This window comes from Phnomibacter ginsenosidimutans (assembly GCF_009740285.1).
GTDB classification, from domain to species: Bacteria; Bacteroidota; Bacteroidia; order Chitinophagales; family Chitinophagaceae; genus Phnomibacter; species Phnomibacter ginsenosidimutans.
Genome location: NZ_CP046566.1, coordinates 573,447 through 596,854, shown reverse-complemented (window position 1 = coordinate 596,854; position 23,408 = coordinate 573,447). Strand labels below are relative to the sequence as shown.

The window sequence follows — 23,408 nt, the reverse complement described above, 5'->3', positions numbered from 1 at the left end:
ATCAATCGGCATTGTTGCCCACCACACTGGGTATGAGGTACAATTGTTTTTGCCGCCCGTTGATGTAGCGAAAGCCCGACTGATCGAAATAACCATCTTCTTCGAGCATGATGCGAATGCTCTTTTTCCATGAAGGAATGTCTGATGAACTATTGAGCTCGATACTGTAAGCCGTGTTGTAATACAATGGATAATCGCCGCTACCGGGCACACCATTTTGCATATCCCACATGCCAATGGTGGGGCCCGCAGCATGACCATGCAAGCCCAACGGATGTGTGTATATGCTGGCTACAATGCCTTCGGCCTTTGCCTGATCCAAAGCGCCTTTTAAGATTTGATTTCCCGTTCTGCCGAGCACAAACTGACTGGTTAAAATATCCTGCAGGCGATTGCTTTGGGCAAAGGCTTTTTGCAAATCGGCTGGCGCATTTTTCTCGCCGGGCTTCAACACGTAAGCATGTTGTTGAATATCTGTATTGAGGCGCAGGTAAGTAATGCCAATGTCTACATGCAGCAAATCGCCGGGGCGAATGAGGTCTTCTTTAGGCCTATCGCTGAAAGCCCGCAGGTGTTCGAAACTGTTGCTATCACTGCGTTGTACCGCTACACTGGTATGAAACCAGGTATCCAAACCCAAGTCGCGGATTTTTTGCCGGAACCACCACACCACATCGTCGGTAGTAGTAACGCCGGGTGTAATTACTTTTTCAGAAAAACCTTCTTCAATGATTTTGTGCGTCATGTTGACGAACTGCGTGTAGTACTGCATTTCCCGTTCGGTACGGGTTTCTAACCATGCCACGCCCAGTGGTTCGGCACTCACTACTTTGCTCTTGAATGCTGCTGGCAGCTTCTGCATAAATTGGTTATAGTGTGTATGATCAATACCATCGGCATGGCCAAAGTCTTTGGATGTATTTAAGCCGATCTTTTCGGATTACGGGTGGTAATGATGTTCATCAACGCATCCCACTGATCGGGGAAGCGTTGCATGTCCCAATTGGCTTTGATGTTTTCGCCCACATTGTAGCGGGCAATGGCCATTTTCTCCAACTGCTTTGTGGCAGGGTTGAGGTAAAACACCAGCATGGTAGTACGCCTTGCACTCAGCCAGGTAGCAGGCAGCATGGTTTTTAAAATGGGGTCTTCATTGTACTCCCGGCTAATGATGACCCACATATCAATACCGGTGCGCTGCATGAGTTGCGGCAGCAGGTTGTTGATTCTGTCAGCAGTAATTTCATCGGTTACACGAGCCTGCTCTCTGAGTGGCAGCACTTGTGCATGGCTCAACAAGGAGCAGCAGAGGAGTATGGAGAAAAGGAATGGCTTCATATTAAAAAAAGACAGTTTCGTGAAAAATGAATGCCGCCAATCAATCATTAGTCGGCATTAGCACATTGGCAAATTAGCTCATTGATTTTATTTTCTCCCAGTTCTCAAACAACAGTTCTTGTGCAGGTCTGTTGGCTGGCAGTGCTGTTAGCGGTTCGCAGGGTGTAGCTTCGGCATACATATCTGCAGGCAGCTGCTGATACAGCTGTGTGCCCTTTGTTTTCCACGCCAACATGTCGTCAGATACCTGTTTGACTATTTTACCAGGATTGCCCACCACCAAACTTCGATTTGGTATTTGCTCACCTTCCCGAATAAAGGTCAAAGCGCCTACAATGCAACCCTCACCAAGAACCACATTGTCCATCACTACCGCATTCATACCTACCAAACAATTGGCACCAATTTGTGCACCGTGAATAACGGCACCATGCCCGATGTGAGCACCGGCTTTCAACAAAACTGTTTTACCGGGAAACATATGAATGGTACAGTTTTCCTGCACATTGCAACCATCTTCGAGGATGATGCCACCCCAATCGCCACGCAGGGCAGCTCCAGGCCCAATGTAGCAATCTTTACCAATAATCACATTGCCTGTAACCACGGCCTGCGGATGTACAAAGCTGGAAGGATGTACCACAGGAACAAATCCTTTAAACGAATAAAACATATAACTAACTCAGGCTGATTCTTGATTGTTGTCGGGTTCTATCCATCGCTTTTCGCTGCGGTAATAAGTGCCTTTAAACAAAGCAATGCGTACCGCATCCTGATTGATAATTTCTGCGGTGTACACTCCCAGCTTTTTGCCCAGCGATTCTTCCTTACAAGTGCAGGTAATGGAATCGCCGGGTTGCAAGGCTTTGAACTGATTGACCGAGGTTTCAACGGACACGGCTTTACGACCATGCGCATTCACTGCAAAAGAGCAGCAGCTATCGGCCAGTGAAAAAGCAATGCCGCCATGCGCAATGGAAAAACCGTTGCACATATCTTCAGTTACCAGCATTTGCAACTGGCAAAAACCGGGCAGTATATCCACCACCTTAATGCCGAGCCAACGGCTGAAAGCATCGTTGTTCAGCATCATGTCTACAATGAGGTCGGCCTGTTCGGGATTGCTGCTCATTCGCCGGTAAAATTTGGTGTACGTTTTTCGAGAAATGCAGCTACGCCTTCTTTGAAATCGGCAGTAGCGGCAGCCCGTTGTTGCAGCTTGTCTTCATTTTCCAACTGCTCTTTAAAGGTATGTGCGAAAGACCAACGCAGTGCCAACTTCGTCATGCCCAAGGCCTTGGTGGGCATGGCCGACAAACGTTCGGCCAACTGCCAAGAGGAAGTAGCAAACGATTCATCGTCGAATACTTTATAAATCATGCCCATGCGTTCGGCTTCGGCTGCAGGCACTTTATCGCCCAGCAGCATGAGGGCACTGGCTTTTTGCCAACCCACCAGTCGGGGCAACATAAACGTGCCTCCGCTATCGGGTATCAAACCAATACCTGAAAATGCCTGAATGAAAGAAGCCGATTGTGCTGCCACAACAATATCGCAACACAACGCAATGTTGGCGCCGGCTCCTGCAGCCACCCCATTTACAGCAGCTACCACAGGTTTTTCCAACCATTTTATTTTCGACACAATGGGATTGTAATGCTCACTTAAAATGCGGTTCATACCTGGTCCCTTGGGATCGGTTACTTCGGCCAAATCCTGCCCGGCACAAAAGGCTTTGCCATTGCCCGTGATGTACACGGCACGAATGTCTTGTGCCCTGGCACACTCATCGAGCACTTCCTGCATTTGCAAGGCCATTTCTCGGTTGAAGGCATTGAATTTTGCCGGCCGGTTCAGCGTAATTTTCCCTACGTTTCCTATACGTTCAAATACAATGGGCATTTCCATATTCTCACTACTGATTTAAGATAACGAACGTGATAAATATACAGCCTTCGACATGCACTACTCAGTGACACTTAAAATGATCAAAAGGCTCAAGACATTCATTGCAGGTATAAAAAGCCTTGCAGGCAGTGCTGCTGAATGCACTCACCAAATGCGTGTTGCTGCTGCCACACCTGGGGCAAAGCACTACTGTATTTTCCAGCAAAGCCGCATCCATGCTTTTACCCACGGGTGGCGCTATGCCGTATTGCCGCAGTTTTTCTTTCGCAGTCTCCGTCATCCAATCTGTTGTCCAAGCTGGTGATAGCACTTGCGTAATGCGAACATTGCTGATGCCGTGTTCTAATAACGTCATGCGTATTTGTGCCCGAATCATATCGGTAGCGGGGCAGCCCGAATAGGTAGGTGTTATCAACACTTCCCACTCCCCAGTCGCCTCCTGCCAATGCACACCTCGCAGCATGCCCATTTCAGCAATCGTGAGCACCGGTATCTCCGGATCGGCCACTGTTTCCAGCAAGGCGGTTAATGATTCGTATGTAACAGACGGTTTGATATTTTTTGTTTGTGGTTCTAAAAAAGCATTGTATTTACCCTTGTCAACACTCCAACTTACCAACCTACCAACTCAAAGAATCACCACTCACTATTCGGATAAGCCCTTTGCAAATACTGCATCTCTGCCAGCAGGTATCCCAGGTGTTCGGTATGGCGGCCATGCAGGCCACCTGTTTGAAAGGCAGCCGTTGTAGGTACATCCAGCGTAGCAGTGGTTGTTGTATGCAGCACTTCATTCATCCATTCGGTTTTGATGGCTGCATAGTCTACCCAACCATGTGCATACGTTGTCACTTCAAAGAGTTCGCCGGTAAAAGGCCAGCAAGCGGTCAATGCCTGCTGCATGCGTTGATGGCTTTCTGCTGTGCCATCGCCCAGGCGCAATATCCATTCGCGGCTCCACCGCAGGTGATAGGTTACTTCCTTCAAACTTTTAGCAGCAATGCCCCTCACTTCTTCATCTGCATTGTGTTGCAACTGCTGCATCAATGCATGCTGGTAGGCACTAAAGAAAAATACCTTGCACACGGTAAACGCCCAATCGCGGCCCGAAGGCATGGCATTCGGCAATTCCACCAGCAGGTGATTCTTGAATTCATGTTCCAAGCGCAGCATGGCGAGGCTGTCTTCAGTAGCGCCATCACCCATCATGCTGGCCGCATACTGATACCACATGCGGGATTGCCCCAGGAAATCCAGCGCAATATTGGTGAGGGCAATGTCCTGCTCCAACACAGGCCCGTGGCCGGTCCACTCGCTGAGCCGCTGGCTCATAATGAGGGCATCATCGGCGAGGTGAAGGATATAGTTGATGGGTTGATTCGTTAATTCGTTGATAGGCATCTCATTCATATTAAAAACCTTTACGCATCAAGCTGATAAAGCCAATGAATGTGTAGAGGTATGTTCAATAACAGGGTTATCCTGTAGGCAATGTATTTATCCAGTATCTGGAGCATCATCAAGCTGATGAAAAATTTTACTCAGCAGAATTTTCACTCATGTACTCAATGGAATTGATGGTTGGTGGAATGCCACTAATCAACTCATCAACCATTTCACTATGAGCTTACATGTGCTTCACCTCATCCGGCAAATCATAAAACGTAGGATGCCGGTACACTTTATCACTGGCGGGGTCGTACAAACTGTCGGCCTCATCGGGGTTGCTGGCGTGAATGTGTTTGCTCTCCACCACCCATATGCTCACCCCTTCCATGCGGCGGGTGTACACATCCCGGGCATTTTCGATGGCCATCTGTGCATCGGCTGCATGCAGGCTACCCACATGCTTGTGATCGAGGCCCTGCTTGCTGCGGATGAAGATTTCCCAGAGCGGCCATTCGTTGGCATTTGCTTTCGTTTCCTGCTGACCGCCAGCGGCTTCTCTGTCGCCGTAATCGCCGTATCGTAATATGTTCATCATCGTATTTTTTTAACCACTATGACACCAAGAGATAACCAAGAACACAAGGCATTTTCTTTGTGCTCCTTGCGCCTCCTTCGCGTCTTCGTGGTTCCATTATGCCACGTTCATGTTTGCCACTTTCTTCTCCCCATACGCTTTCGCTGCTTCTCTCACCCAGGCACCATCATCCCAGGTCTTGCGTCTTGCATCCAACCGTTGCTGGTTGCAGGGGCCGTTGCCTTTTAGCACCTGCCAAAACTCATCCCAGTTGATGGCGCCAAAATCGTAATGCTGCCGCTCCTCGTTCCAACGTAAGTCGGGGTCGGGCAGCGTCATGCCCAGCAGTTTGATTTGCTCGGCTATTATGTCTACAAAACGCTGGCGCAATTCATCGTTGGTAAAGCGTTTGATTTTCCATTGCATGCTTTGCTTCGTGTTGGGGCTTTCATCATCGGGCGGACCAAACATCATGAGGCTGGGCCACCACCAGCGGTTGATGGCATCCTGACACATGGCTTTTTGTGCATCAGTGCCCTTGCTCAACACCAGCAGTATTTCAAAGCCCTGCCGCTGATGAAAACTTTCCTCCTTGCACACCCGTATCATGGCCCGGCTGTAGGGGCCGTAGCTGGTGCGACAAAGCGGCACCTGGTTCATAATGGCAGCACCATCTACCAGCCAGCCAATGGCACCCATATCGGCCCAGCTCAGCGTGGGGTAGTTAAAAATGGAAGAGTATTTTGCTTTGCCCGTATGCAGCTGGGTGATCATTTCATCGCGGCTGATGCCCAGCGTTTCGGCAGCGCTGTACAGGTACAGGCCGTGGCCCGCTTCGTCCTGCACTTTGGCCATGAGGATGGCTTTGCGTTTGAGGCTCGGGGCACGGGTAATCCAGTTGCCTTCGGGCAGCATGCCTACTATTTCGCTGTGGGCGTGCTGGCTTATCTGGCGGATAAGCGTTTGCCGGTATGCCGGCGGCATCCAGTCTTTCGGTTCTATTTTAATGTCACGGTCAATCTTCTCCTGAAACCGTGCTTCCAAGGGAGCAATGGCCATAGCAATCCGTTTAATGGCCGTAAAAATACAGGGATTGCCGTCAAAAACTAACGCTTGTTAGTTTTTGGGAACACTTTGGGGGCTGTGGGCTACCACAAAATGGCAGCTGTGGTTCGGTGCCTTTTGGCTCCGCTGCGCTGCGGTGCCGGCCAAAAGCGCCGGCACTACCCGCCAGTCATCCGCAGCCCATCAGCAGGGGTGCAGGCAGCAGCCATTGAGCCCGCCTTTGTTGGTCGCCGAACAACAAAGCCCCGCCCCGGTACGTGGCTCACGAATCGGAATACATACGTTGTTGGTCGGCGACCAACAACGGCAGCAGCATTATAACTATGTGCAATACGATCAAGAGCAATAAGATACCCGCCAGCGGGTAGTTTTTTGACAAACTTGTTAGCCTATTTTTGGTATTAAAAAAAACACACATGCTTAAACTCAATTTTATCTGTCTCAGCATTTTCCTGTTTTTTACCGTTGTTGACACAAAAGCACAGCCGGCAGCACCCATAAAAGTGATAAATCCCGTAGCCTTCAAGTATAAACTCAGCGATTACAACTTAAAGGGGAAAGTCAAAAAATTATCGGAATACGATGCTTCAGGTTCTGTTTCAGAAGAATATGAATTTGACACGGCGGGTCTGTTAAAAAAAATTACCAACTATTCTCCTGCAGGCACAACAGTACTCGTATATAATTTCAAAAAGCGTGAAATAACAGTAATCCAAAACAACGCTTCGTTTAAGGGGACCTATAGCTATGCTTTAAATGAAGCAGGCTTTATCACCAGCAGAACGGGCGGCCTTGGCGGAAATGAAACATACACCTACGATTCAAAGATGCTGCTCACTTCAAGTAAAAATAGCATGTACGGCACTTCCCGATATGAATACAATGCAGAAGGGCAACTGATAAAACAATATTACTATTCAGGAAACGGAGACTTGGCAGGAATGTATACCTACAGCTACCGGCAGGATGATAAAAAGAATCAGATTGTTCTTTTTCAATCAGACGAGGATGGTGAAATCACGAACAAGCTGATCTATTACAGCGAGAAGCATGTTTTGATTCGTGAGACCAGTGTTTCAGCCGACAAGACCTACACCGACAGAACACTATACACAAATGATGCTACCGGAAACTGGATAACCAAAAATTCATCAAGTGAATCAAAACAACCAAATGGAGAAATGAAAAAAGGTACAAACTGGGTAATAAAAAGAACGATTGAATACTATTGACAGCCGGTAAAGAGCGGTTCAAATCCAATAAGTTTTTTTGATTTTCACGTCCTGGTTCGTGGCACACGAACCGGCATACATGCGTTGTTGGTCGCTGACCAACAACGGCAGCAACCCTTTTGTGAACGATTTTTTATTTCCAAATAAAACGTTCACACATTTTTCGTTCACCGTTTTGTGGAAGAAAATTTTTTTTCAAAAAAAACGTACACACTTTTTTCGTTCACAGATTTGTGAACGTTTTGTTTTGTTGATTTTTTTTTGTACACAACTTCTCTTCCACAATTGGTGGCCCACGAACCGGAACACATACGTTGTTGGTCAGCGACCAACAACGGCGGGGCGACCAACAACGGCAGGGCAGCCAGCTTCGGCAGCCGTTGCAACTATGCCCGTCACCCATTTCCAAACAATCTTTACTTTCACTCACTACTAACCGCTAAATACCAACAGAGCTTTGAGCAATACTTCTTCCGCTAATCACACCGCACAAGCATTCATTTCCCGCTGGAAACTTTCCGGCGCTTCCGAACGTGCCAACTACCAGCTGTTTCTCACCGAACTATGCGAACTGCTGGGGGTTGAAAAGCCACGACCCGCATCGGACAAAGTGCATGAAGCCGCCTATACATTTGAACGACCAGTGGAGTTTGACGATGGCGAAGGCAAAAAGACGACCAACTTTATCGACCTCTACAAGCAGCACTGTTTTGTGCTCGAAGCCAAACAGGGCTCCGACAAAACCGTAGCCAGCGAAGCCGAACTCTTAGGTGCCGATAAAGCAAAAACCAAAACCGGTACGGCCACCCGTGACACCCGCACCTGGGAACGGGAAATGAAAAAAGCCAAAGAACAGGCCTTGCGTTATGCCCGTTCGCTGCCCGCCTCCGAGGGCTGGCCCCCTTTTTGGTAGTGGTAGATGTGGGCTTTTGCATCGACCTGTATGCCGATTTTGCCCGGCAGGGAAAACCTACATTCCTTTTCCTGACCCGCACAACTACCGCATACCGCTGGCCGATCTGGAAAAGGAAGAAGTACTGGAAGTACTGCGCCTGCTGTTTACCAACCCGCTGGAGCTCGACCCCAGCAAGCGGGCTGCCAAAGTAACCCGTGCACTGGCCGAACGCCTGGCCAAACTTGCCGCCCTGCTGGAGCAATCGGGCCACGGGCCGGAGAAGGTCGCCGGCTTTCTGATGCGCTGCCTCTTTACCATGTTTGCCGAAGATGTGCAGCTGCTGCCCGACCGCTCTTTTACCAAACTGCTGCTCGATTACAAACAGAATTTGCCCCTGCTGCCGCAAGCCCTGCAATCGCTGTGGATGAGCATGGACAAAGGCGGTTTCGACCCCGCCTTGCGTACCCTCATTCCGCAGTTCAATGGTTTTTTGTTTAAAGACCAGGAAGCATTGCCCCTAACGGAAGCACAACTCGACCTGCTGATACTGGCCTCCGAAGCCGACTGGGCCGATGTGGAGCCCGCCATTTTTGGCACCCTGCTCGAACGGGCCCTGCAACCCCGTGAACGGCACAAACTGGGAGCCCACTATACCCCCCGAGCCTATGTAGAGCGGCTGGTACTGCCCACGGTAATAGAACCCCTGCGGGAAGAATGGGAAGCGGCCCGCACCGCTGCCACCATACTGGAAGCCACCAACGATGAAGCCGGTGCCTTGAAAGAAATTGAAAAATTTCACCGCAGGCTCTGCTCGGTAAAAGTGCTGGACCCCGCCTGTGGCAGCGGCAACTTTTTGTACGTAACCCTCGAACACCTGAAACGGCTGGAAGGGGAAGTAAACGAATACATAGCCCAATACCCAAGACAATTGGGATTGGATATGACCGGCGGCTACACCGTAACACCCGCCCAACTGTTGGGGCTGGAAGTAAACCCACGGGCCGCCGCCATAGCCGATGTGGTACTGTGGATTGGCTACCTGCAATGGCATTTTAAAACACATGGCCACGCCAAGCGATTGGAAGACCCGATACTGCGCCAATACGGCAACATACAACAGCAGGATGCCGTGCTGAGCTACACCGAAAAAAAGCCACGGCTCGACAGCAGCGGCGCACCCATAACCCGCTGGGATGGACATACCACCAAACCCCACCCCGTAACCGGACTGGAAGTGCCCGATGAAACGGCACAAACCGTAGTGTACGATTACATAAACCCCCAACCTGCCGAATGGCCAACAGCAGATTTTATAGTAGGCAATCCGCCGTTTATTGGAAATAAAAGAATGCGGGAAGCTTTGGGTGATGGCTACACAGAAGCCTTGCGAAAAACATACAAGGGAGCGGTACCCGATAGTGCAGATTTCGTAATGTACTGGTGGTATAGGGCAGCGAAAACTTTGGTAGATAATAAAACGGACCGCTTTGGCTTTATTACGACCAACAGCATCACTCAATCATTTAATAGAAAGGTTTTAGAAGACTCATTCGCTTCGACTAATCCAATATCAATTGCATATGCAATTCCAGACCATCCATGGGTTGATAGTAGTGATGGTGCTGCAGTTCGTATTGCAATTACAGTTGCTGTGAAAGGGCCGGGTATTGGACGATTGGATATGGTACTGGAAGAGATAATTACGACAGACTTATTTACCGATGTTAAGTTGGCTGGAAAAAATGGTGTCATTCATTCAAATTTAAAAGTAGGTGCCAATCTATCCGATGCCCATCCACTGAAATCAAATTTAGAGGTCAGTGCCAGAGGAATTATTCCTCATGGCGAAGGATTTATTGTTGATGCAGAAACAAAAACTAAACTTGATTCAGGAACAAATAAGAAATCAATTATTAAGCCATATCGTAACGGCAGAGATATTAATCAAACGTCAAGAGGCGTTTATGTAATTGACACTTTTAGTTTTAGTGAAAGCCAGCTGCGCAACGAATATCCTCAAGTTTATCAGTGGCTTTTTGAAAGAGTAAAGCCAGAAAGAGATGAAAACAAGGATAAAAGCAGAAGAGAAAACTGGTGGTTACATGCACGTTCGAATGAAAAATTGAGAGGTGCAATAAATAATCTTGACCGCTACATAGTAACAGTACAAACCTCCAAATATCGAAATTTCACTTTCCTTAGTGGAGAAATCATGCCAGATGATAAACTAATCGCAATAGGTTTTGATGATGCGTATTTCTTAGGTGTACTTTCAGCAAACATTCATATCGTTTGGTCTTCTGCTATAGGCGGCCGCATGGGAGTCGGGAATGATTTAGTTTATGATAAAACCGTTGTTTTGAAACCTTCCCCTTCCCCGTTGCAACCGATGCACAACAACAACGCATCCGCAGCATAGCCGAGCAGCTCGATGCCCATCGCAAACAGCGGCAGGCCTTGCATGCTACACTCACCATTACCGATATGTACAATGTGCTGGAAAAACTGCGCAGTGGCGACACACTCAACGCCAAAGAACAAAAAATACATGAGCAGGGCTTGGTGAGTATACTGCTGCAACTGCACAACGAACTCGACGAAGCGGTGGCCCAAGCCTACAGCTGGCCCGCCAACCTCAGCACCGAAGCCATACTGGAAAAACTGGTGGCCCTCAACAAAGAAAGAGCTGCAGAAGAAGCCAATGGTTTGGTACGCTGGCTGCGGCCGGAGTATCAGCATCCGCAGGGAGTGGCGCAATCATCGTTGAACATCGAAACCACGGCAGCCACTGCCACTGCCAGCACAGCCGCCGAACTCATTGAGTGGCCTGCCAGCCTTGCCGAACAGGCACAAGCGGTGCAGCGTTTGCTGCAACAATTTGCGCAGCCTATTTCTGCTGCCATCATCCATCAACAGTTTAAGAAAACCAGCAAAGCGGCGGCGGCCAGCCGTGAGCAAAAAATTGGTCAGCTCTTAGAAACCATCAGCACCCTGGGCCTGCTCCGCAAAACGGATGATGGATTGTATGTGCGGTAACCCGGTAGCGTTATATCGGCGGGTGAGTACACCCGCCGATAAACTCAAGGTCGTTTTCACTTTCCCAAATACCCGTTGTATCTTTTGTGCATGCTTACATTTTTGCTCATCGGGGTGTTGGTATTGCTGGCAGCATTGTTGCTGCTGCTGGTGCTGTGGTACCTCACTTACAAAAACACACTTGTTATGACAACGCCTTTGCCTAACTATCATTTTGATGTTCAATTTGGAGGCGTCAGTCTCCGCTTTACCGAAGTAACCGGCCTCGATATTCAGGTGGAAGTCATCGACTTTCGGGATGGTAGTTCGATGGAATACAATACCCGAAAAATGCCGGGGCAGCACCGCTACAGCAACCTCATTTTAAAACGTGGCCTGGTGCCTGGCGATACCGATTTTTTTGATTGGATGAAAACTGTACAAGTGGGTCAGCCGGAGCGGCGGGATCTGGTGGTACGATTGCTGAATGAAGAACACAACCCCGTGTTCATGTGGAAACTCCGCAATGCATTTCCTGTAAAATACAGCGGCCCGCACTTCAACAGCATGCGTAGTGAGCTGGCCGTAGAAACACTGGAAATTGCTTACGAAAGCATGGATGTAGAATCGGTTTAATGCTGGCTTCTGTTGCAGGCCTTAACCATTTACAATAAATCAATACGTACCCAATCCATACCTGCGGCAATGGCGGCATCTACACCGGGCTGGCCATCTTCAAACACCATGCATTTTGCAGGCGCAACACCCAGCTGTTTGGCTGCTGCCAAAAACGGATCGGGGTAAGGCTTCCCTCTTTTTGTGTCGCCGGCCCCCACTATCACTTCAACGTATTGCAGCAGTCCCAGCACTTCCAGCGTTTTGGTAACGGTGCGGGGTCTGCCACCCGACACAATGCCAATCCGCACTTTGCCGGCATGCTCCTGCAAATGACGGGCGACAAATTCAATAGGTTGCGTATGGCCAATGTATGACTCGTAATAAAGGGTAGATTTTTCGGTCGCAAATTTTTCCGGATCGAAAGCCACCCCATAACGCTTGCTGATTTCTGCAGCCATGTCTACCGTAGGCCAACCGGCCAGTTCGGTAATCAGTTCCGGATCCAGCTCAATGCCATAATGGGCAGCGGTTTGTACATAAGCGGCTTTGTGGGCATGCATGTTATCGGCAAGGGTGCCATCGCAGTCGTACAAAAAAGCGTCGTAGCCATTATTGGTAATGGCCAGCAGTTGCTGATATTTTGCGTCCGTAGTATTGCCCGATTCACTCATGCCGTATCATTGATTAGGGGCACAAATGTAGGTGGATGCATCGAGGTATGCCGCCACAGCCATGCAGCATCTACGTAATCGATTGTGGAATGCATAGCATACCAAACTTACCCTGCGGAACATCGGTTCCCAAAGATGTGTAGCTCCGCTCTGCCACATTTACTCCGCTAACCAACATCAGTCATCTGTCACCAAACATCTAGTTTCAATCATCTACCCACGGGTCCTTCAAAGGTCATCTTCACCGGTTGTATCAGGCCATTGGCATCGAAAGTCATTTTGTCGATGCAGGTAACCCGGTGGTTGTGGTGGGTTTCGCCCAACGGCCGGCGATGATATATGATCAGCCATTCATCTTTGCCCGGCACTTGCACCACAGAGTGGTGGCCGGCACCGGTGGCCACAGCAGGGTCTTGCTGCAGCACGGTGCCAATGCGCTGCCAGGGGCCAAATGGCGAATCGGCCATGGCATAAGCTACCCGATAGTTGGGACCGCCCCAGCCGCCTTCGCTCCACATAAAATAATACTTGCCTTTGCGCTGAAACATAAACGGCCCTTCTACATAACCCTGCGGTGTAATTTCTTTGAATGTTTGTCCGTCTTCAAAAGGCAGCAATCCGGTAAAATCGCTGTTCAGTTTCACCATGTTGCAGCGCCCCCATCCGCCATATATCATGTAGTACTGGCCATCCTTATCCTGAAACACAAACTGATCAATGGGTTGAGCTTTGTTGACGATGGCATTGATCAATGGCTTGCCCAGCAAATCTTTGTAAGGTCCTTCGGGCTTGTTGGCCACCGCTACACCAATGCCACCCAGTTCAGTTTCTTGCTGAATGTCGTTGGCTGCAAAAAACAGGTAGTACTTTTTTCCTTTTTGAATAATGGCCGGAGCCCACATGGCCCGCTTGGCCCATTGTACAGCAGCTGTATCAATAATTCGTGGATGCTTGGTCCAGCTGCGCAAATCGGCAGAAGAAAACGCATCCATAAATACCTGCTCGTTGTACGATGCCGAATAGGTGGGAAACACCCAATACCGCTTGTTGTACACAGCACCTTCGGGATCGGCGTACCAACCGGGCACAATAGGATTGCCCTGTTTGGCAGCGGTGTCTGTCGAAGTTTGTTGCGCCAGAGCAACTGAGCTTGTGCCCAACATCATCCATAAAAAGCAAGTGTACAAACGCATGGCAGTAATGCACGGAGATAAACGTGCCTGCCAAAACTAATGGTCAAGGGCATTCATTGCATGCCTGAGTGCGGCCATGGAGGTTAATGAAAATCAAATGGCCTTATCGGGATGCTGGCAGCCATTCGGTAGAGAAGCCCACCGTAATGCGGGTGGCATCCAAAGAAGAGCGGTCGTAGAAGGCAATTCGTTGCTTTTTCTTTTTATCAGCATATACGCTAACCCGCCGAAAACCTTTGGCATCTGCAGGTTGCTGTACCAGTGTGTACCCGTTGGTAGTACACCATGCTTGCCAGCAGCGGTGCAATGCATCTTGTACACTATCGGGCAATTGCCAAAACACAAAGCTGCTGACACTGGATGGAGTTTGCTCCATCAAGGTTAGCCTGCGGTATTGTTGCCGAAACAACTGTTGCACAAATGCAGTATCGTTTTTGTGTTGCACCCGTAGCATATTCCATCGTGTTACACTATCTGCCACTGCATTCCATTGCGTAGCCATTTCCTGTGCTTGCACAGCTGTAAAAAAGCTCATACAACAAAGCGTAAGAAAATACCGTCGGAGTGTTTGCATAGCTACAATATTCGGTGTGCTTAATGGATTGAAAATACCCAATAGACGGTATCCGCCCGGTTTTTGTGCCCGATATTTTTGGCCTTCACCAATTCAAGCTGTTTATGCCCTTTCTGTTTACCCAAACCTTACTGGCCGCTATGAGCCTTCCTGCGGCCCCTTCACTTGTGGCCGATACTGCCGGCAGTGCCAGCAACTGGCTGCCTGTTGTAGCCACTGCTACCGTGGCCTCAGCCGCAATGGCTATCCACAAAAAAGCTTTCCGAAAAACCCTGCGCAAAGCCATGTGGCAACAACTGTTTCATGGTAAAAAAAGTATTGGTATTGAAAACCCTGCATTCTTTTGGGTAGGCGGCATGCTGGTAGCCATTGGTCTGATGGGAGGCTTGTTGCTGGGCTTGTGGACACTCGGCGTCATCACCATTGCTTGCGGTGTACTCATGCTGCTGCGCAGTTTGTGGGACTAGCAACCAGCAGCCCCATTTCATATTGCATTTCTCCTTTATCTTTCGCTGCTATGCAGCCCAAACAATACGGCATTTTTTCGCTACCGGTGGTAGTGGGTGCCCTCGGTTTTTTTGTCGACATCTACGATTTGCTCCTGTTCAGCATTGTGCGTAAATCCAGCTTTCGTGATTTGGGTGTGCCTGAGTCAGCCATGAAAGACATTGGCGAAAGCATCATCAGCTGGCAAATGATGGGCCTCACTGTGGGCGGCATTTTGTGGGGCATGATGGGCGATAAGAAAGGCCGCAAGAGTGTGTTGTTTGGTTCCATCCTGCTGTACTCACTGGCTACTATCGCCAATGGATTTGTGCAAACCGTAGATCAATACACCTGGCTGCGTTTTATAGCCGGACTGGGGCTGGCCGGCGAATTGGGCGCCAGCATTACCCTCACCAGCGAATTGCTGCCCAAAGAAAAACGCGGCATTGCGGCAGCCATCATTGCTACCAGTGGTGTGTTTGGCACCATTGCCGCCTACTTTGTACACAGCCTCAGTGGCGAAGACTGGCGCCTCTGTTATTTCATTGGCGGTGGCATGGGCATAGCTTTATTGTTTTTGCGGGTGGGGGTGCTCGATAGCGGCCTCTACGATGCCAGCAAAAAGGCAGATGTACCCATGGGCAATTTCACTATGTTTTTCAACAACCGTGAACGCATGATGCGTTATCTGCGGGGCATTTTCATTGGCCTACCGGTTTGGTACGTGATTGGTGTGCTCATTAGTTTTTCGGATGAGTTTGCCCGCCGTTTCGGCATTGCCGATTTTGACCAGCCCAAGGCACTGATGCTGCAATACGTGGCGTTGGTGTTTGGCGACATGGGCGCTGGTTTTCTTAGCAATTATTTGCGCAGCCGCAAAAAAACCTTGTTCATTTACTATGGTATTTTATCGCTGTTCATCCTCCTGTTTTTTGGTTTGAAAGGCGGCGGCACGGCCAGCAATATGTACCTGCTGTGCATGGGGCTTGGCTTTGGTTCCGGCATTTCGGTGGTATACATTACCATGAGTGCTGAGCAGTTTGGTACCAACCTTCGGGCCACAGCCGCCATCTCTATTCCCAATTTGGTGCGGGGCTTTTTGCCACTCATTTTATTGCTGTTTCAATGGCTGCGCAGTGAGCATATGCTCAACAATTACCTGACGGCCGCAGCGGTAACGGGAGCCGGCATCATTGCCCTTGGCATTTGGTCGGTGTACAAAACACCCGAAACTTTTCACAAAGACCTCGATTACCTCGAGACCAACGGGTAAAGATGGCCGGTTGGCTTGACTGGTCACCACAATCGTTTGCAAGTTTCTGCTGGTCGTTGCAGGTTTTTGCTGGTTTAAGTGCCGATTTCTAGTATTTTGGGCTGGCAAAATCATCCTTCACACTTACCAAAACTTGCCTGAAGCTTGAAATTCCAACTTTCTTTTCGCCGTAGCATGCCCCTTTTGTTGGCTGGCAGCTTCCTTTTGCTGGCTGTTGGCAGTCATGCACAAATCACCAAAAAGCCATTGCCTACCGACAGCTCACTCAAGCAGCTGGAGCGGAAGTACATTCAAACACCAGTTCGTCGTGTGCTGCAATCCAACGGCGATGTGTGGCTGCAACGTGATTTCAGCAACTACCTCATGAGTGCCGGCAAACAATTCGAAGGCATTGCCATGGAAGACGATGATCATGGCCACCCCGACCATACAGCACAGCTGGTAGACATGCTCAATCGCCCCCATCCTTCCGTAGTCGTCATGGAAAAATATTTCCGTGAAGCGGCGCAGGAATTTGGCGTACCTGTAGCCATTCTTCGTGCCTATGCACAGGTGCAAAGCAACTGGGCACAGGTGGGTGAAAGCATGTATGGATCTTGGGGCATGATGGGCCTGATAGAGCAGGGCAACGTGACGCAAATAACAAAATCTGCAAGCCTGATGGGCATTTCCAACGATGCGATTAAAAACGAAGCCCGGCAAAACATACGGGCAGCAGCTGTGCTGTTGGCTTTGTATAAAAAACAGAGCGGTAGCAGCGGCAACAGTTACGAAGATTGGTTTGCGGCCGTAGCACAACTCACCGGCCTTACCGACGCCGACATGCGGTACAGTCTTGCAAAAAGGGTGTTCGGGGTAATGCAACAAGGCAGCAAAACCATCAGCATTTGGGGTGAAATTATTGCACTTTCTCCCGATGAAACAGTAAGTATTCCCAGCATTGAAAGCATGGGAAATATTGCTGTATTGGGTAATGGAACGCCCGATTATACTGCCGCCATTTACAACCTCACCACTTGCAACTTCAATAGCCGCCCCGTGGGTGCAGGCATCAACTATTATTTTGTACACTATATCGCAACGGGTACTTATGAAGGCGCCATCAGCTGGTTTAAAAACTGTACCTCACAAGTGAGTGCTCACTATGTAGTACGCAACAGTGATGGGCAAATAACCCAGGTGGTAGATGAAGCCAAACGAGCCTGGAGCCAGGGCGTAACCGAATACAACGACCAAGGTATTGGTGTAGAGCATGAAGTACTCGTAACCAACCTGAGTATGTGGGATAGCCAGCCCATGCTTACTGAAGCGGGTAAGCTTTGCGCCGATGTATGTACCAGAAACGGCATTCCGAAAACCCGCCGCTCCGCCAATGGCGACAAAGGCATTTATGGCCACAGCGATGTACGGGCCACCGACTGCCCCAATATGACTCAGTTGCGCTGGGACAATTTCCTCGCCAACGTAGCTGGCGCCATACCCAGCGTGGCTACGCCAACCTTGTACAGCATACAAGCCACCAGTGGCAGCACCGCAGTAACCGCTACCTGGAAAGCCAACCTCGAAACCAATTTGCTGGGCTATCGCTTGTACTACGCCAGCAGCGATGACATGAGCAATTGGGTACTGGCCGCCAATGAACAAACACTTACCGCAGCTACCACCAGCATCACCTTACAACCATCACAATTTGTAGTGGTGCCCAACGAGCCGGTCTATCATTTCAAACTCACAGCAGTGGTCAGCAATGGGGCACTGTCGCCGGTGGAAAGTCCGGCAAGTGATGTATACTCCCGGTCGTGGAATACCACCGGCCCCAAAATATTGATTGTAGATGCCTTCGACCGCTCCAACGGATCATACAAAAGCAGTACGCACAACTTTGCGGCCCGCTATATGAAAGCCTTGCGAGACAGGGGCAATGTAGAAATCAGCACGGTGGCCAATGAACGCATTGAAGACGGCAGTATCAACCTGCAGCAATACAACATTGTGATATGGTTTATGGGCGATGAGAGTAGCGCCAACGTGGTATTTTCTGCAGCAGAAAAAACAGCCATTTCCAATTACCTGAACAATGGCGGAAAACTGTTGCTCTCTGGTTCAGAAATTGCCTACAACATTGGTCGCAGCGCTGCCGCTGGTTACGACCTTGCCTTTATGACGAATTACCTCAAGGCTTCTTATGTTGGTGATGGCGCATCTACGTACACACCCGCCACTGGTATTGCCGGTACAGCATTCGAAGGCATCAGTATTCCGTTTGGTGTAGTTTACCTCGAAGATTTTCCAGACAACATTGCTGCTGCAGGGGGTAGTAGCAATGTATTTGATTACGCCATAGCTGGCGCCAAAGGCGGGGTAGCCTACAGCGGCACATTTGGCAGCGGCACTACACCCGGTGCCATAGTATATATTTCCTATACACTTGAAACTGCTACTGATATTGACATGAGTTTGTTTATGAACAAACTGCTGCCGTATTTTGGCGATTCTGTTTTGCCCGCACCACCAGTAGCAGTAAACGATGCCGCTACCACTTCGGCAGGTAGCACAAAAAGAATTCATGTATTGCAAAACGATTTGCCCAATGGCGGCAGCATCAATACCAATACTGTGACGATTGTAGCAGCGGCAGGCAATGGTACAGCAACCGCACTGTCGGATGGCAGTATTCGTTATCAACCCAACAATGGCTTTACAGGCGCAGATGCCTTTACCTACAAGGTAGCTTCTACCGATGGCTATTTTTCTAATACTGCTACAGTAAACATAGCCGTGCAAGAAACGGTAGCCTGCGAAGCAACGCCTGCCGAAAAAGACGACCGTTATCCGCTCCGTGATTTGCGTGGCGCATGGGTCTCAACCGTTTCCAATCTCGACTGGCCATCTTCCCGCAGCCTGAGTACTGCACAACAGCAAAGTACGTTGCTGGAGTTGCTCGACTCTTTGAAAGCTGCCGGCATCAACTCCGTGTTTTTACAAGTACGGCCAGAGTCTGATGCCCTGTATGCTTCGAACATTGAACCATGGAGCTACTGGCTTACTGGTGCACAGGGTACAGCACCTTCACCCATGTGGGATCCGCTGGCTTTTGCAGTAGCCGCGGCACATGAGCGGGGTATGGATTTGCATGCATGGCTCAACCCCTACCGGGCCAAGCAAAGCACTCCAACATTGGCATCCAACCACGTGGCCGTGCAACATCCTGAATGGACATTTACATCGGGCACACTCACCATGCTCGACCCGGGTTTGCCTGGAGTGCGGCAGCACATTGTGAATGTGATTGGCGACATTGCCAGCCGCTACGATGTTGACGGCATTCACTTCGATGATTATTTCTATCCCTACAGCGGCATGGCTTCGCAAGATTTGGGCACGTTTGCCAACAACAATCCGCTGGGCTTTACCGATACTGCTGCCTGGCGCCGCAACAACGTGAACACCCTCATTGCAATGGTGTATGACACCTTGCAAAGCATCAATGCCGCCATGCAAAAAAATGTGGTGTTTGGTGTGAGTCCGTTTGGCATTTGGAAAAGCGGCACTCCTGCCGGCATTACTGGCACATCCTCTTACAGTGCACATTATTGCGACCCCATTGCATGGCTGCAAGCAGGTAAAGTAGATTATCTGGCGCCGCAGTTATACTGGAAAATTACCGGTGCACAAGACTTTGACAAACTCAGCAAATGGTGGAACGACCGTGGTCAGGAGTATGGCCGCCACATTTACCCTGGCCTTGCTTTGTACCGCATGGATGATGCCAGCAACTGGGCTGCTGCCGAAATATTGTCGCAAATCAATTTGACGAGAGACAACAACCGGCCGCAGGTTTTTGGCAACATCATGTTCAGAGCAGCACAGCTGAAAAACAACAGCAAAAACATCAAAACAGAACTGCGTAACTCTGCATTCCGTTATCCTTCTTATGCACCGGCATTTGCGTGGAAAGATGCGGTATGTCCGAATGCGCCGACACAAGTAATGTTCGATGGCGACACTTTGCGTTGGCAAAAACCAATGGTAGCTGCCGATGGCGATACCGCTGTAAAATATGTGGTGTATCGCTACGACAACCAAGGCGACTTATCGCAAATGAAACAGGATGGCGCCAGAGTGGTGAGCATTGTGAGCAGCAATAAATTGTACCTGCCCAATGCGGGCTATGCGTTGTACGCCGTATCTGCATTGGATGACAACAACAACGAAAGCGATGCTACCCTCAGCAGTTTTAATAATGTCGTGCTTTGCCCCAATGCCAGCACAACGCTGCCTGCGTTGGTGATGGGCAGTACATACCAATGGCAGCAATGGACAGGCAGTAGCTGGCAATCACTCACCGACAATGCCACATTTACCGGCACACAAAATGCCAGCCTGCAATTGAATCAATTGCCAGCCAGCATGTATGGCTTGCAACTGCGGGCTGTAGCCAATAGCACTGACGCAGGGCCGGTGTACACTGTTACATTCGGCACCAACTGGACAGGCAGCAGTAATCAAAACTGGCACAATGCCGCCAACTGGAGTTGTGCAGCCGTGCCCGATGCGACTGTGGATGTGATTGTACCGGCGAACATTACGGTCTTCCCGGTGGTGAATGCTTCAGGTGCTGCCGCAAGAAGCATCCTGTTGCGCTATGGCGCTACCCTGCAAGTAACACCAGGTTACAACATACAAGTAGGCATACAATAAATTGCGTAAATAATTTATTAATCAACGGGTCTGTACAAGTAACAGGCCCGTTTGCTTTGGTACAGTTAGCACGTGTTGAATCATTATACAATCATCGGTTCAGCAAAGCACAGGCATTAAACATATTTCTGTAATATTATGCCTCAACGATTGACACCACTTTATGAGGCAACACTGGATTTTGCTTGCATTCAGCCTTGCCGGCTCTTTGCTGCTGTTGCATAGCTGCACACAGCAATCGCAGGAAAACTTACCTGAAGAAGTAAGTTATAATTTTCACATCAGGCCCTTGCTCAGCGACAAATGTTTTAAATGTCATGGCCCCGATACAGCCAAGCTGGAAGCGGGTTTGCGCCTCGATATTGCCAGTGCTGCGTATGCTCCTTTGAAAGAAAGCAAAGGCAAATTTGCCATTGTACCGGGCAAGCCGGAACTCAGCGAATTGATACGCCGCATCCGGAGCACCGACAGCACAGAAATGATGCCGCCACCAGATGCACACCTCGGCATGATGTCGAAAGCAGAAGTAGCCTTGTTTGAAAAATGGATTGCACAAGGTGCGAAATACGAACCGCATTGGGCATTTGTAGCACCCGTAAAAGCAAAGCCGCCAATAGTGAAAGATGAAGAATGGAACAAGCAGCCCATTGATCAATTTGTAGCGGCAGCAATGGCAAAGCAAGGCCTCGACCACAACGAAGAAGAAGAACCTGCCAAATTATTGAAACGGCTGAGTTTCGACCTCACAGGTTTGCCGCCAAGTATGGCGCAAATGGAAGCTTTCGACAAAGACCACAGTGATGCTGCTTATGAAAAAATGGTAGATCAACTGCTGGCATCGCCGCAGTATGGCGAAAAGATGGCCTTGCATTGGCTGGATGTTGGCCGCTATGCCGATAGCTACGGTTATCAGGATGACAACATTCGTACCCAATGGCCCTGGCGGGATTGGGTGATACATGCGTTCAATCAAAACATGCCGTACAATCAGTTTATTACCTGGCAAATAGCCGGCGATATGCTGCCCAATGCCAACAAGGAAATGCAATTGGCCACTGCATTTTTCCGCAATCATAAGTACACTGAAGAAGGTGGTGTGATTGATGAAGAATACCGCGTAGAATATTTGATTGATAAAGTAAAAACATACAGCAAAGGCATGCTGGGCCTCACCGTAGAATGTGCCCAATGCCATGATCATAAATACGATCCCTTTTCACAAAAAGATTACTTCAGCATGTTTGCGTTTTTCAACAACACGTATGAAGTAGGGTACGAAGGCGATGTATCCATTTCCAAACCGGCAAAAAATCCGGTGATGCCCATTCGCAAGGAAGATGTGAAAAATATTCTGTCCTTCATCAACCAAAAGGATACCAACATGCTTACGGTTTCTGTACTCGGCGAAAGAGACAGCACCCGCAAAACCTATGTACTCAATCGTGGAGTATACAACCTCCCGACTAGTACAGTCGCCGAACCGGAAGCATTGCCAGCGGTGATGAAATACGATGTCAACAGCTTTCCCCGCAACCGTATTGGTCTTGCCAAATGGACGGTGGACAGGCGCAACCCACTTACAGCAAGAGTGTTTGTGAATCAGGTGTGGCAGGAGTTTTTTGGCAGAGGCATTGTAAAAACCAGCGGCGATTTTGGTATGCAAGGCGAACTGCCTTCGCATCCGCAACTGCTCGATTGGCTGGCAGTTGACTTCATGGAAAACGGCTGGAACATCAAACGATTGGTAAAGCAAATAGTGATGAGTGCCACCTATCGCCAAAGCAACAAAGTGAGCAAAACACAATTGGAAAAAGATCCTGAAAACATTTATCTCTCCCGTTCGCCACGCATCCGGCTCAAGGCAGAATTCATTAAAGACATGCTGATGGCCAGCAGTGGATTACTGAATCCTGAAATCGGCGGACCCAGCGTAAAGCCCTACCAGCCGAAAGGCATTTGGGAAACAGCATCGTCCGGCAGAGGCGAACTGGCTACTTATAAACAAGACAAAGGCAGCAGCTTGTACCGGAGGGGCATGTACACTTTTATCAAGCTTACTGTACCACCGCCATCCATGGCCATTTTTGATGCCAGCAACCGCGACCAATGTGAAGTAAAAAGATTGAAGACCGGCACACCGCTGCAAGCATTGGTGATGCTGAATGACCCTACCAGTCTGGAAGCATCAAGAGTATTGGCACAACAGCTGCTGGCTGGTAAAGGAACTGACGAAAGCCGCATCAGTATAGCCTTTCAGCACATCATTTGCCGCAAGCCATCCGCTAAAGAAATGGACATTTTGCAGGCCTATTTGCAGGCACAGCGCAAAGCATATACCAGCAAACAATTGAACGCCGATAAAACATTGGCACAGGGAGAATATCCATTGCCCGCCAATGCCAACAAGCTAGAACTGGCTGCATGGATGAAACTCTGCAGCACCATGTACAACATGGAAGAAGCCATTACAAAATAA

At 49.2% G+C, this 23,408-nt stretch carries 22 protein-coding genes; 10 read left to right on the top strand and 12 right to left on the bottom strand.

Translation table 11 applies throughout. The annotated features are described in order from the left end of the window. Position 1: 1 nt before the first annotated feature. The 9 genes from GLV81_RS19155 to paaA all read right to left on the bottom strand — a co-directional run bounded on the left by GLV81_RS19155 (position 2) and on the right by paaA (position 6,268). Positions 2–862, bottom strand: a complete 861-nt coding sequence (locus GLV81_RS19155; RefSeq protein WP_197428868.1) for a M24 family metallopeptidase — start codon at positions 860–862, stop codon at positions 2–4. Between the two features lie 59 nt (positions 863–921). Further along, on the bottom strand, positions 922–1,338 hold the full coding sequence (locus GLV81_RS19150) for a hypothetical protein (RefSeq protein WP_197428867.1): 417 nt from the start codon (positions 1,336–1,338) through the stop codon (positions 922–924). A gap of 73 nt (positions 1,339–1,411) precedes the next feature. Next, positions 1,412–2,011 (bottom strand): acyltransferase, encoded by a 600-nt coding sequence (locus GLV81_RS02525; protein WP_157476571.1) that lies wholly within the window; start codon positions 2,009–2,011, stop codon positions 1,412–1,414. Between the two features lie 9 nt (positions 2,012–2,020). Continuing rightward, complete coding sequence (locus tag GLV81_RS02520; protein ID WP_157476569.1) at positions 2,021–2,470, bottom strand: PaaI family thioesterase; 450 nt, start codon at positions 2,468–2,470, stop codon at positions 2,021–2,023. Then, a complete protein-coding gene (locus tag GLV81_RS02515; RefSeq protein ID WP_246186197.1) occupies positions 2,467–3,246 on the bottom strand; it encodes an enoyl-CoA hydratase-related protein in 780 nt (259 codons plus the stop codon). The genes GLV81_RS02520 and GLV81_RS02515 overlap by 4 nt, the downstream gene beginning before the upstream one ends. A 61-nt stretch (positions 3,247–3,307) precedes the next feature. Next, positions 3,308–3,766, bottom strand: a complete 459-nt coding sequence (gene paaD, locus GLV81_RS02510) for a 1,2-phenylacetyl-CoA epoxidase subunit PaaD (RefSeq protein ID WP_246186196.1) — start codon at positions 3,764–3,766, stop codon at positions 3,308–3,310. 116 nt (positions 3,767–3,882) lie between these two features. After that, positions 3,883–4,656 carry a 1,2-phenylacetyl-CoA epoxidase subunit PaaC gene (gene paaC / locus GLV81_RS02505; RefSeq protein ID WP_246186195.1) on the bottom strand — a complete coding sequence of 258 codons (774 nt, stop codon included), beginning with the start codon at positions 4,654–4,656 and terminating at the stop codon, positions 3,883–3,885. Positions 4,657–4,873: 217 nt separating this feature from the next. After that, positions 4,874–5,230 (bottom strand): 1,2-phenylacetyl-CoA epoxidase subunit PaaB, encoded by a 357-nt coding sequence (paaB, locus tag GLV81_RS02500; RefSeq protein ID WP_246186194.1) that lies wholly within the window; start codon positions 5,228–5,230, stop codon positions 4,874–4,876. A gap of 96 nt (positions 5,231–5,326) precedes the next feature. After that, a complete protein-coding gene (gene paaA, locus GLV81_RS02495) occupies positions 5,327–6,268 on the bottom strand; it encodes a 1,2-phenylacetyl-CoA epoxidase subunit PaaA (protein WP_157476566.1) in 942 nt (313 codons plus the stop codon). Positions 6,269–6,332: 64 nt separating this feature from the next. On the opposite strand from paaA, the gene GLV81_RS02490 reads away from it, so the two are divergent. The 6 genes from GLV81_RS02490 (at position 6,333) to GLV81_RS02475 (ending at position 12,052) form a co-directional block, all read left to right on the top strand. Further along, positions 6,333–6,623 (top strand): hypothetical protein, encoded by a 291-nt coding sequence (locus GLV81_RS02490; protein ID WP_157476563.1) that lies wholly within the window; start codon positions 6,333–6,335, stop codon positions 6,621–6,623. Between the two features lie 67 nt (positions 6,624–6,690). Beyond that, positions 6,691–7,506, top strand: coding sequence for a hypothetical protein (locus GLV81_RS02485; RefSeq protein ID WP_157476561.1), 816 nt, complete (start codon positions 6,691–6,693; stop codon positions 7,504–7,506). A 457-nt stretch (positions 7,507–7,963) separates the two neighbouring features. Next, positions 7,964–8,419, top strand: a complete 456-nt coding sequence (locus GLV81_RS19145) for a type IIL restriction-modification enzyme MmeI (RefSeq protein ID WP_197428866.1) — start codon at positions 7,964–7,966, stop codon at positions 8,417–8,419. A 16-nt stretch (positions 8,420–8,435) separates the two neighbouring features. After that, entirely contained in the window at positions 8,436–10,820 is a 2,385-nt protein-coding gene (locus GLV81_RS02480) for a class I SAM-dependent DNA methyltransferase (protein ID WP_197428865.1), read from the top strand. 38 nt (positions 10,821–10,858) lie between these two features. After that, a complete protein-coding gene (locus tag GLV81_RS19140; RefSeq protein ID WP_197428864.1) occupies positions 10,859–11,437 on the top strand; it encodes a hypothetical protein in 579 nt (192 codons plus the stop codon). A gap of 90 nt (positions 11,438–11,527) precedes the next feature. Continuing rightward, positions 11,528–12,052 (top strand): phage tail protein, encoded by a 525-nt coding sequence (locus GLV81_RS02475; RefSeq protein WP_197428863.1) that lies wholly within the window; start codon positions 11,528–11,530, stop codon positions 12,050–12,052. 29 nt (positions 12,053–12,081) lie between these two features. On the opposite strand, the gene GLV81_RS02470 is transcribed toward GLV81_RS02475, so the two are convergent. The 3 genes from GLV81_RS02470 to GLV81_RS02460 all read right to left on the bottom strand — a co-directional run bounded on the left by GLV81_RS02470 (position 12,082) and on the right by GLV81_RS02460 (position 14,472). Further along, positions 12,082–12,705, bottom strand: coding sequence for an HAD family hydrolase (locus GLV81_RS02470; protein ID WP_157476559.1), 624 nt, complete (start codon positions 12,703–12,705; stop codon positions 12,082–12,084). A 209-nt stretch (positions 12,706–12,914) separates the two neighbouring features. Beyond that, the gene (locus GLV81_RS02465; protein WP_197428862.1) at positions 12,915–13,871 is read right to left on the bottom strand and encodes a glycoside hydrolase family 43 protein; all 957 of its coding nucleotides are present in this window, start codon (positions 13,869–13,871) and stop codon (positions 12,915–12,917) included. A 130-nt stretch (positions 13,872–14,001) separates the two neighbouring features. Then, positions 14,002–14,472, bottom strand: a complete 471-nt coding sequence (locus GLV81_RS02460; protein ID WP_157476555.1) for a hypothetical protein — start codon at positions 14,470–14,472, stop codon at positions 14,002–14,004. Between the two features lie 104 nt (positions 14,473–14,576). On the opposite strand from GLV81_RS02460, the gene GLV81_RS02455 reads away from it, so the two are divergent. The 4 genes from GLV81_RS02455 (at position 14,577) to GLV81_RS02440 (ending at position 23,408) form a co-directional block, all read left to right on the top strand. Beyond that, positions 14,577–14,939 carry a hypothetical protein gene (locus GLV81_RS02455; RefSeq protein WP_157476553.1) on the top strand — a complete coding sequence of 121 codons (363 nt, stop codon included), beginning with the start codon at positions 14,577–14,579 and terminating at the stop codon, positions 14,937–14,939. Between the two features lie 50 nt (positions 14,940–14,989). Next, positions 14,990–16,231 carry an MFS transporter gene (locus tag GLV81_RS02450; RefSeq protein WP_157476551.1) on the top strand — a complete coding sequence of 414 codons (1,242 nt, stop codon included), beginning with the start codon at positions 14,990–14,992 and terminating at the stop codon, positions 16,229–16,231. A gap of 174 nt (positions 16,232–16,405) precedes the next feature. Beyond that, on the top strand, positions 16,406–20,932 hold the full coding sequence (locus GLV81_RS02445; RefSeq protein ID WP_157476549.1) for a family 10 glycosylhydrolase: 4,527 nt from the start codon (positions 16,406–16,408) through the stop codon (positions 20,930–20,932). 181 nt (positions 20,933–21,113) lie between these two features. Then, complete coding sequence (locus GLV81_RS02440) at positions 21,114–23,408, top strand: PSD1 and planctomycete cytochrome C domain-containing protein (protein ID WP_246186193.1); 2,295 nt, start codon at positions 21,114–21,116, stop codon at positions 23,406–23,408.

Coding starts and splice junctions, on each gene's coding strand:
- GLV81_RS02475 (WP_197428863.1), top strand. CDS start 11,528: ATGCTTACATTTTTGCTCATCGGGGTGTTGGTATTGCTGGCAGCATTG.
- GLV81_RS02450 (WP_157476551.1), top strand. CDS start 14,990: ATGCAGCCCAAACAATACGGCATTTTTTCGCTACCGGTGGTAGTGGGT.
- GLV81_RS02460 (WP_157476555.1), bottom strand. CDS start 14,472: ATGCAAACACTCCGACGGTATTTTCTTACGCTTTGTTGTATGAGCTTT.
- GLV81_RS19155 (WP_197428868.1), bottom strand. CDS start 862: ATGCAGAAGCTGCCAGCAGCATTCAAGAGCAAAGTAGTGAGTGCCGAA.
- GLV81_RS02520 (WP_157476569.1), bottom strand. CDS start 2,470: ATGAGCAGCAATCCCGAACAGGCCGACCTCATTGTAGACATGATGCTG.
- paaC (WP_246186195.1), bottom strand. CDS start 4,656: ATGAATGAGATGCCTATCAACGAATTAACGAATCAACCCATCAACTAT.
- GLV81_RS02485 (WP_157476561.1), top strand. CDS start 6,691: ATGCTTAAACTCAATTTTATCTGTCTCAGCATTTTCCTGTTTTTTACC.
- GLV81_RS02445 (WP_157476549.1), top strand. CDS start 16,406: ATGCCCCTTTTGTTGGCTGGCAGCTTCCTTTTGCTGGCTGTTGGCAGT.
- GLV81_RS02515 (WP_246186197.1), bottom strand. CDS start 3,246: ATGGAAATGCCCATTGTATTTGAACGTATAGGAAACGTAGGGAAAATT.
- GLV81_RS02470 (WP_157476559.1), bottom strand. CDS start 12,705: ATGAGTGAATCGGGCAATACTACGGACGCAAAATATCAGCAACTGCTG.
- GLV81_RS19150 (WP_197428867.1), bottom strand. CDS start 1,338: ATGAAGCCATTCCTTTTCTCCATACTCCTCTGCTGCTCCTTGTTGAGC.
- GLV81_RS02525 (WP_157476571.1), bottom strand. CDS start 2,011: ATGTTTTATTCGTTTAAAGGATTTGTTCCTGTGGTACATCCTTCCAGC.
- paaB (WP_246186194.1), bottom strand. CDS start 5,230: ATGATGAACATATTACGATACGGCGATTACGGCGACAGAGAAGCCGCT.
- GLV81_RS02465 (WP_197428862.1), bottom strand. CDS start 13,871: ATGATGTTGGGCACAAGCTCAGTTGCTCTGGCGCAACAAACTTCGACA.
- paaA (WP_157476566.1), bottom strand. CDS start 6,268: ATGGCCATTGCTCCCTTGGAAGCACGGTTTCAGGAGAAGATTGACCGT.
- GLV81_RS02455 (WP_157476553.1), top strand. CDS start 14,577: ATGCCCTTTCTGTTTACCCAAACCTTACTGGCCGCTATGAGCCTTCCT.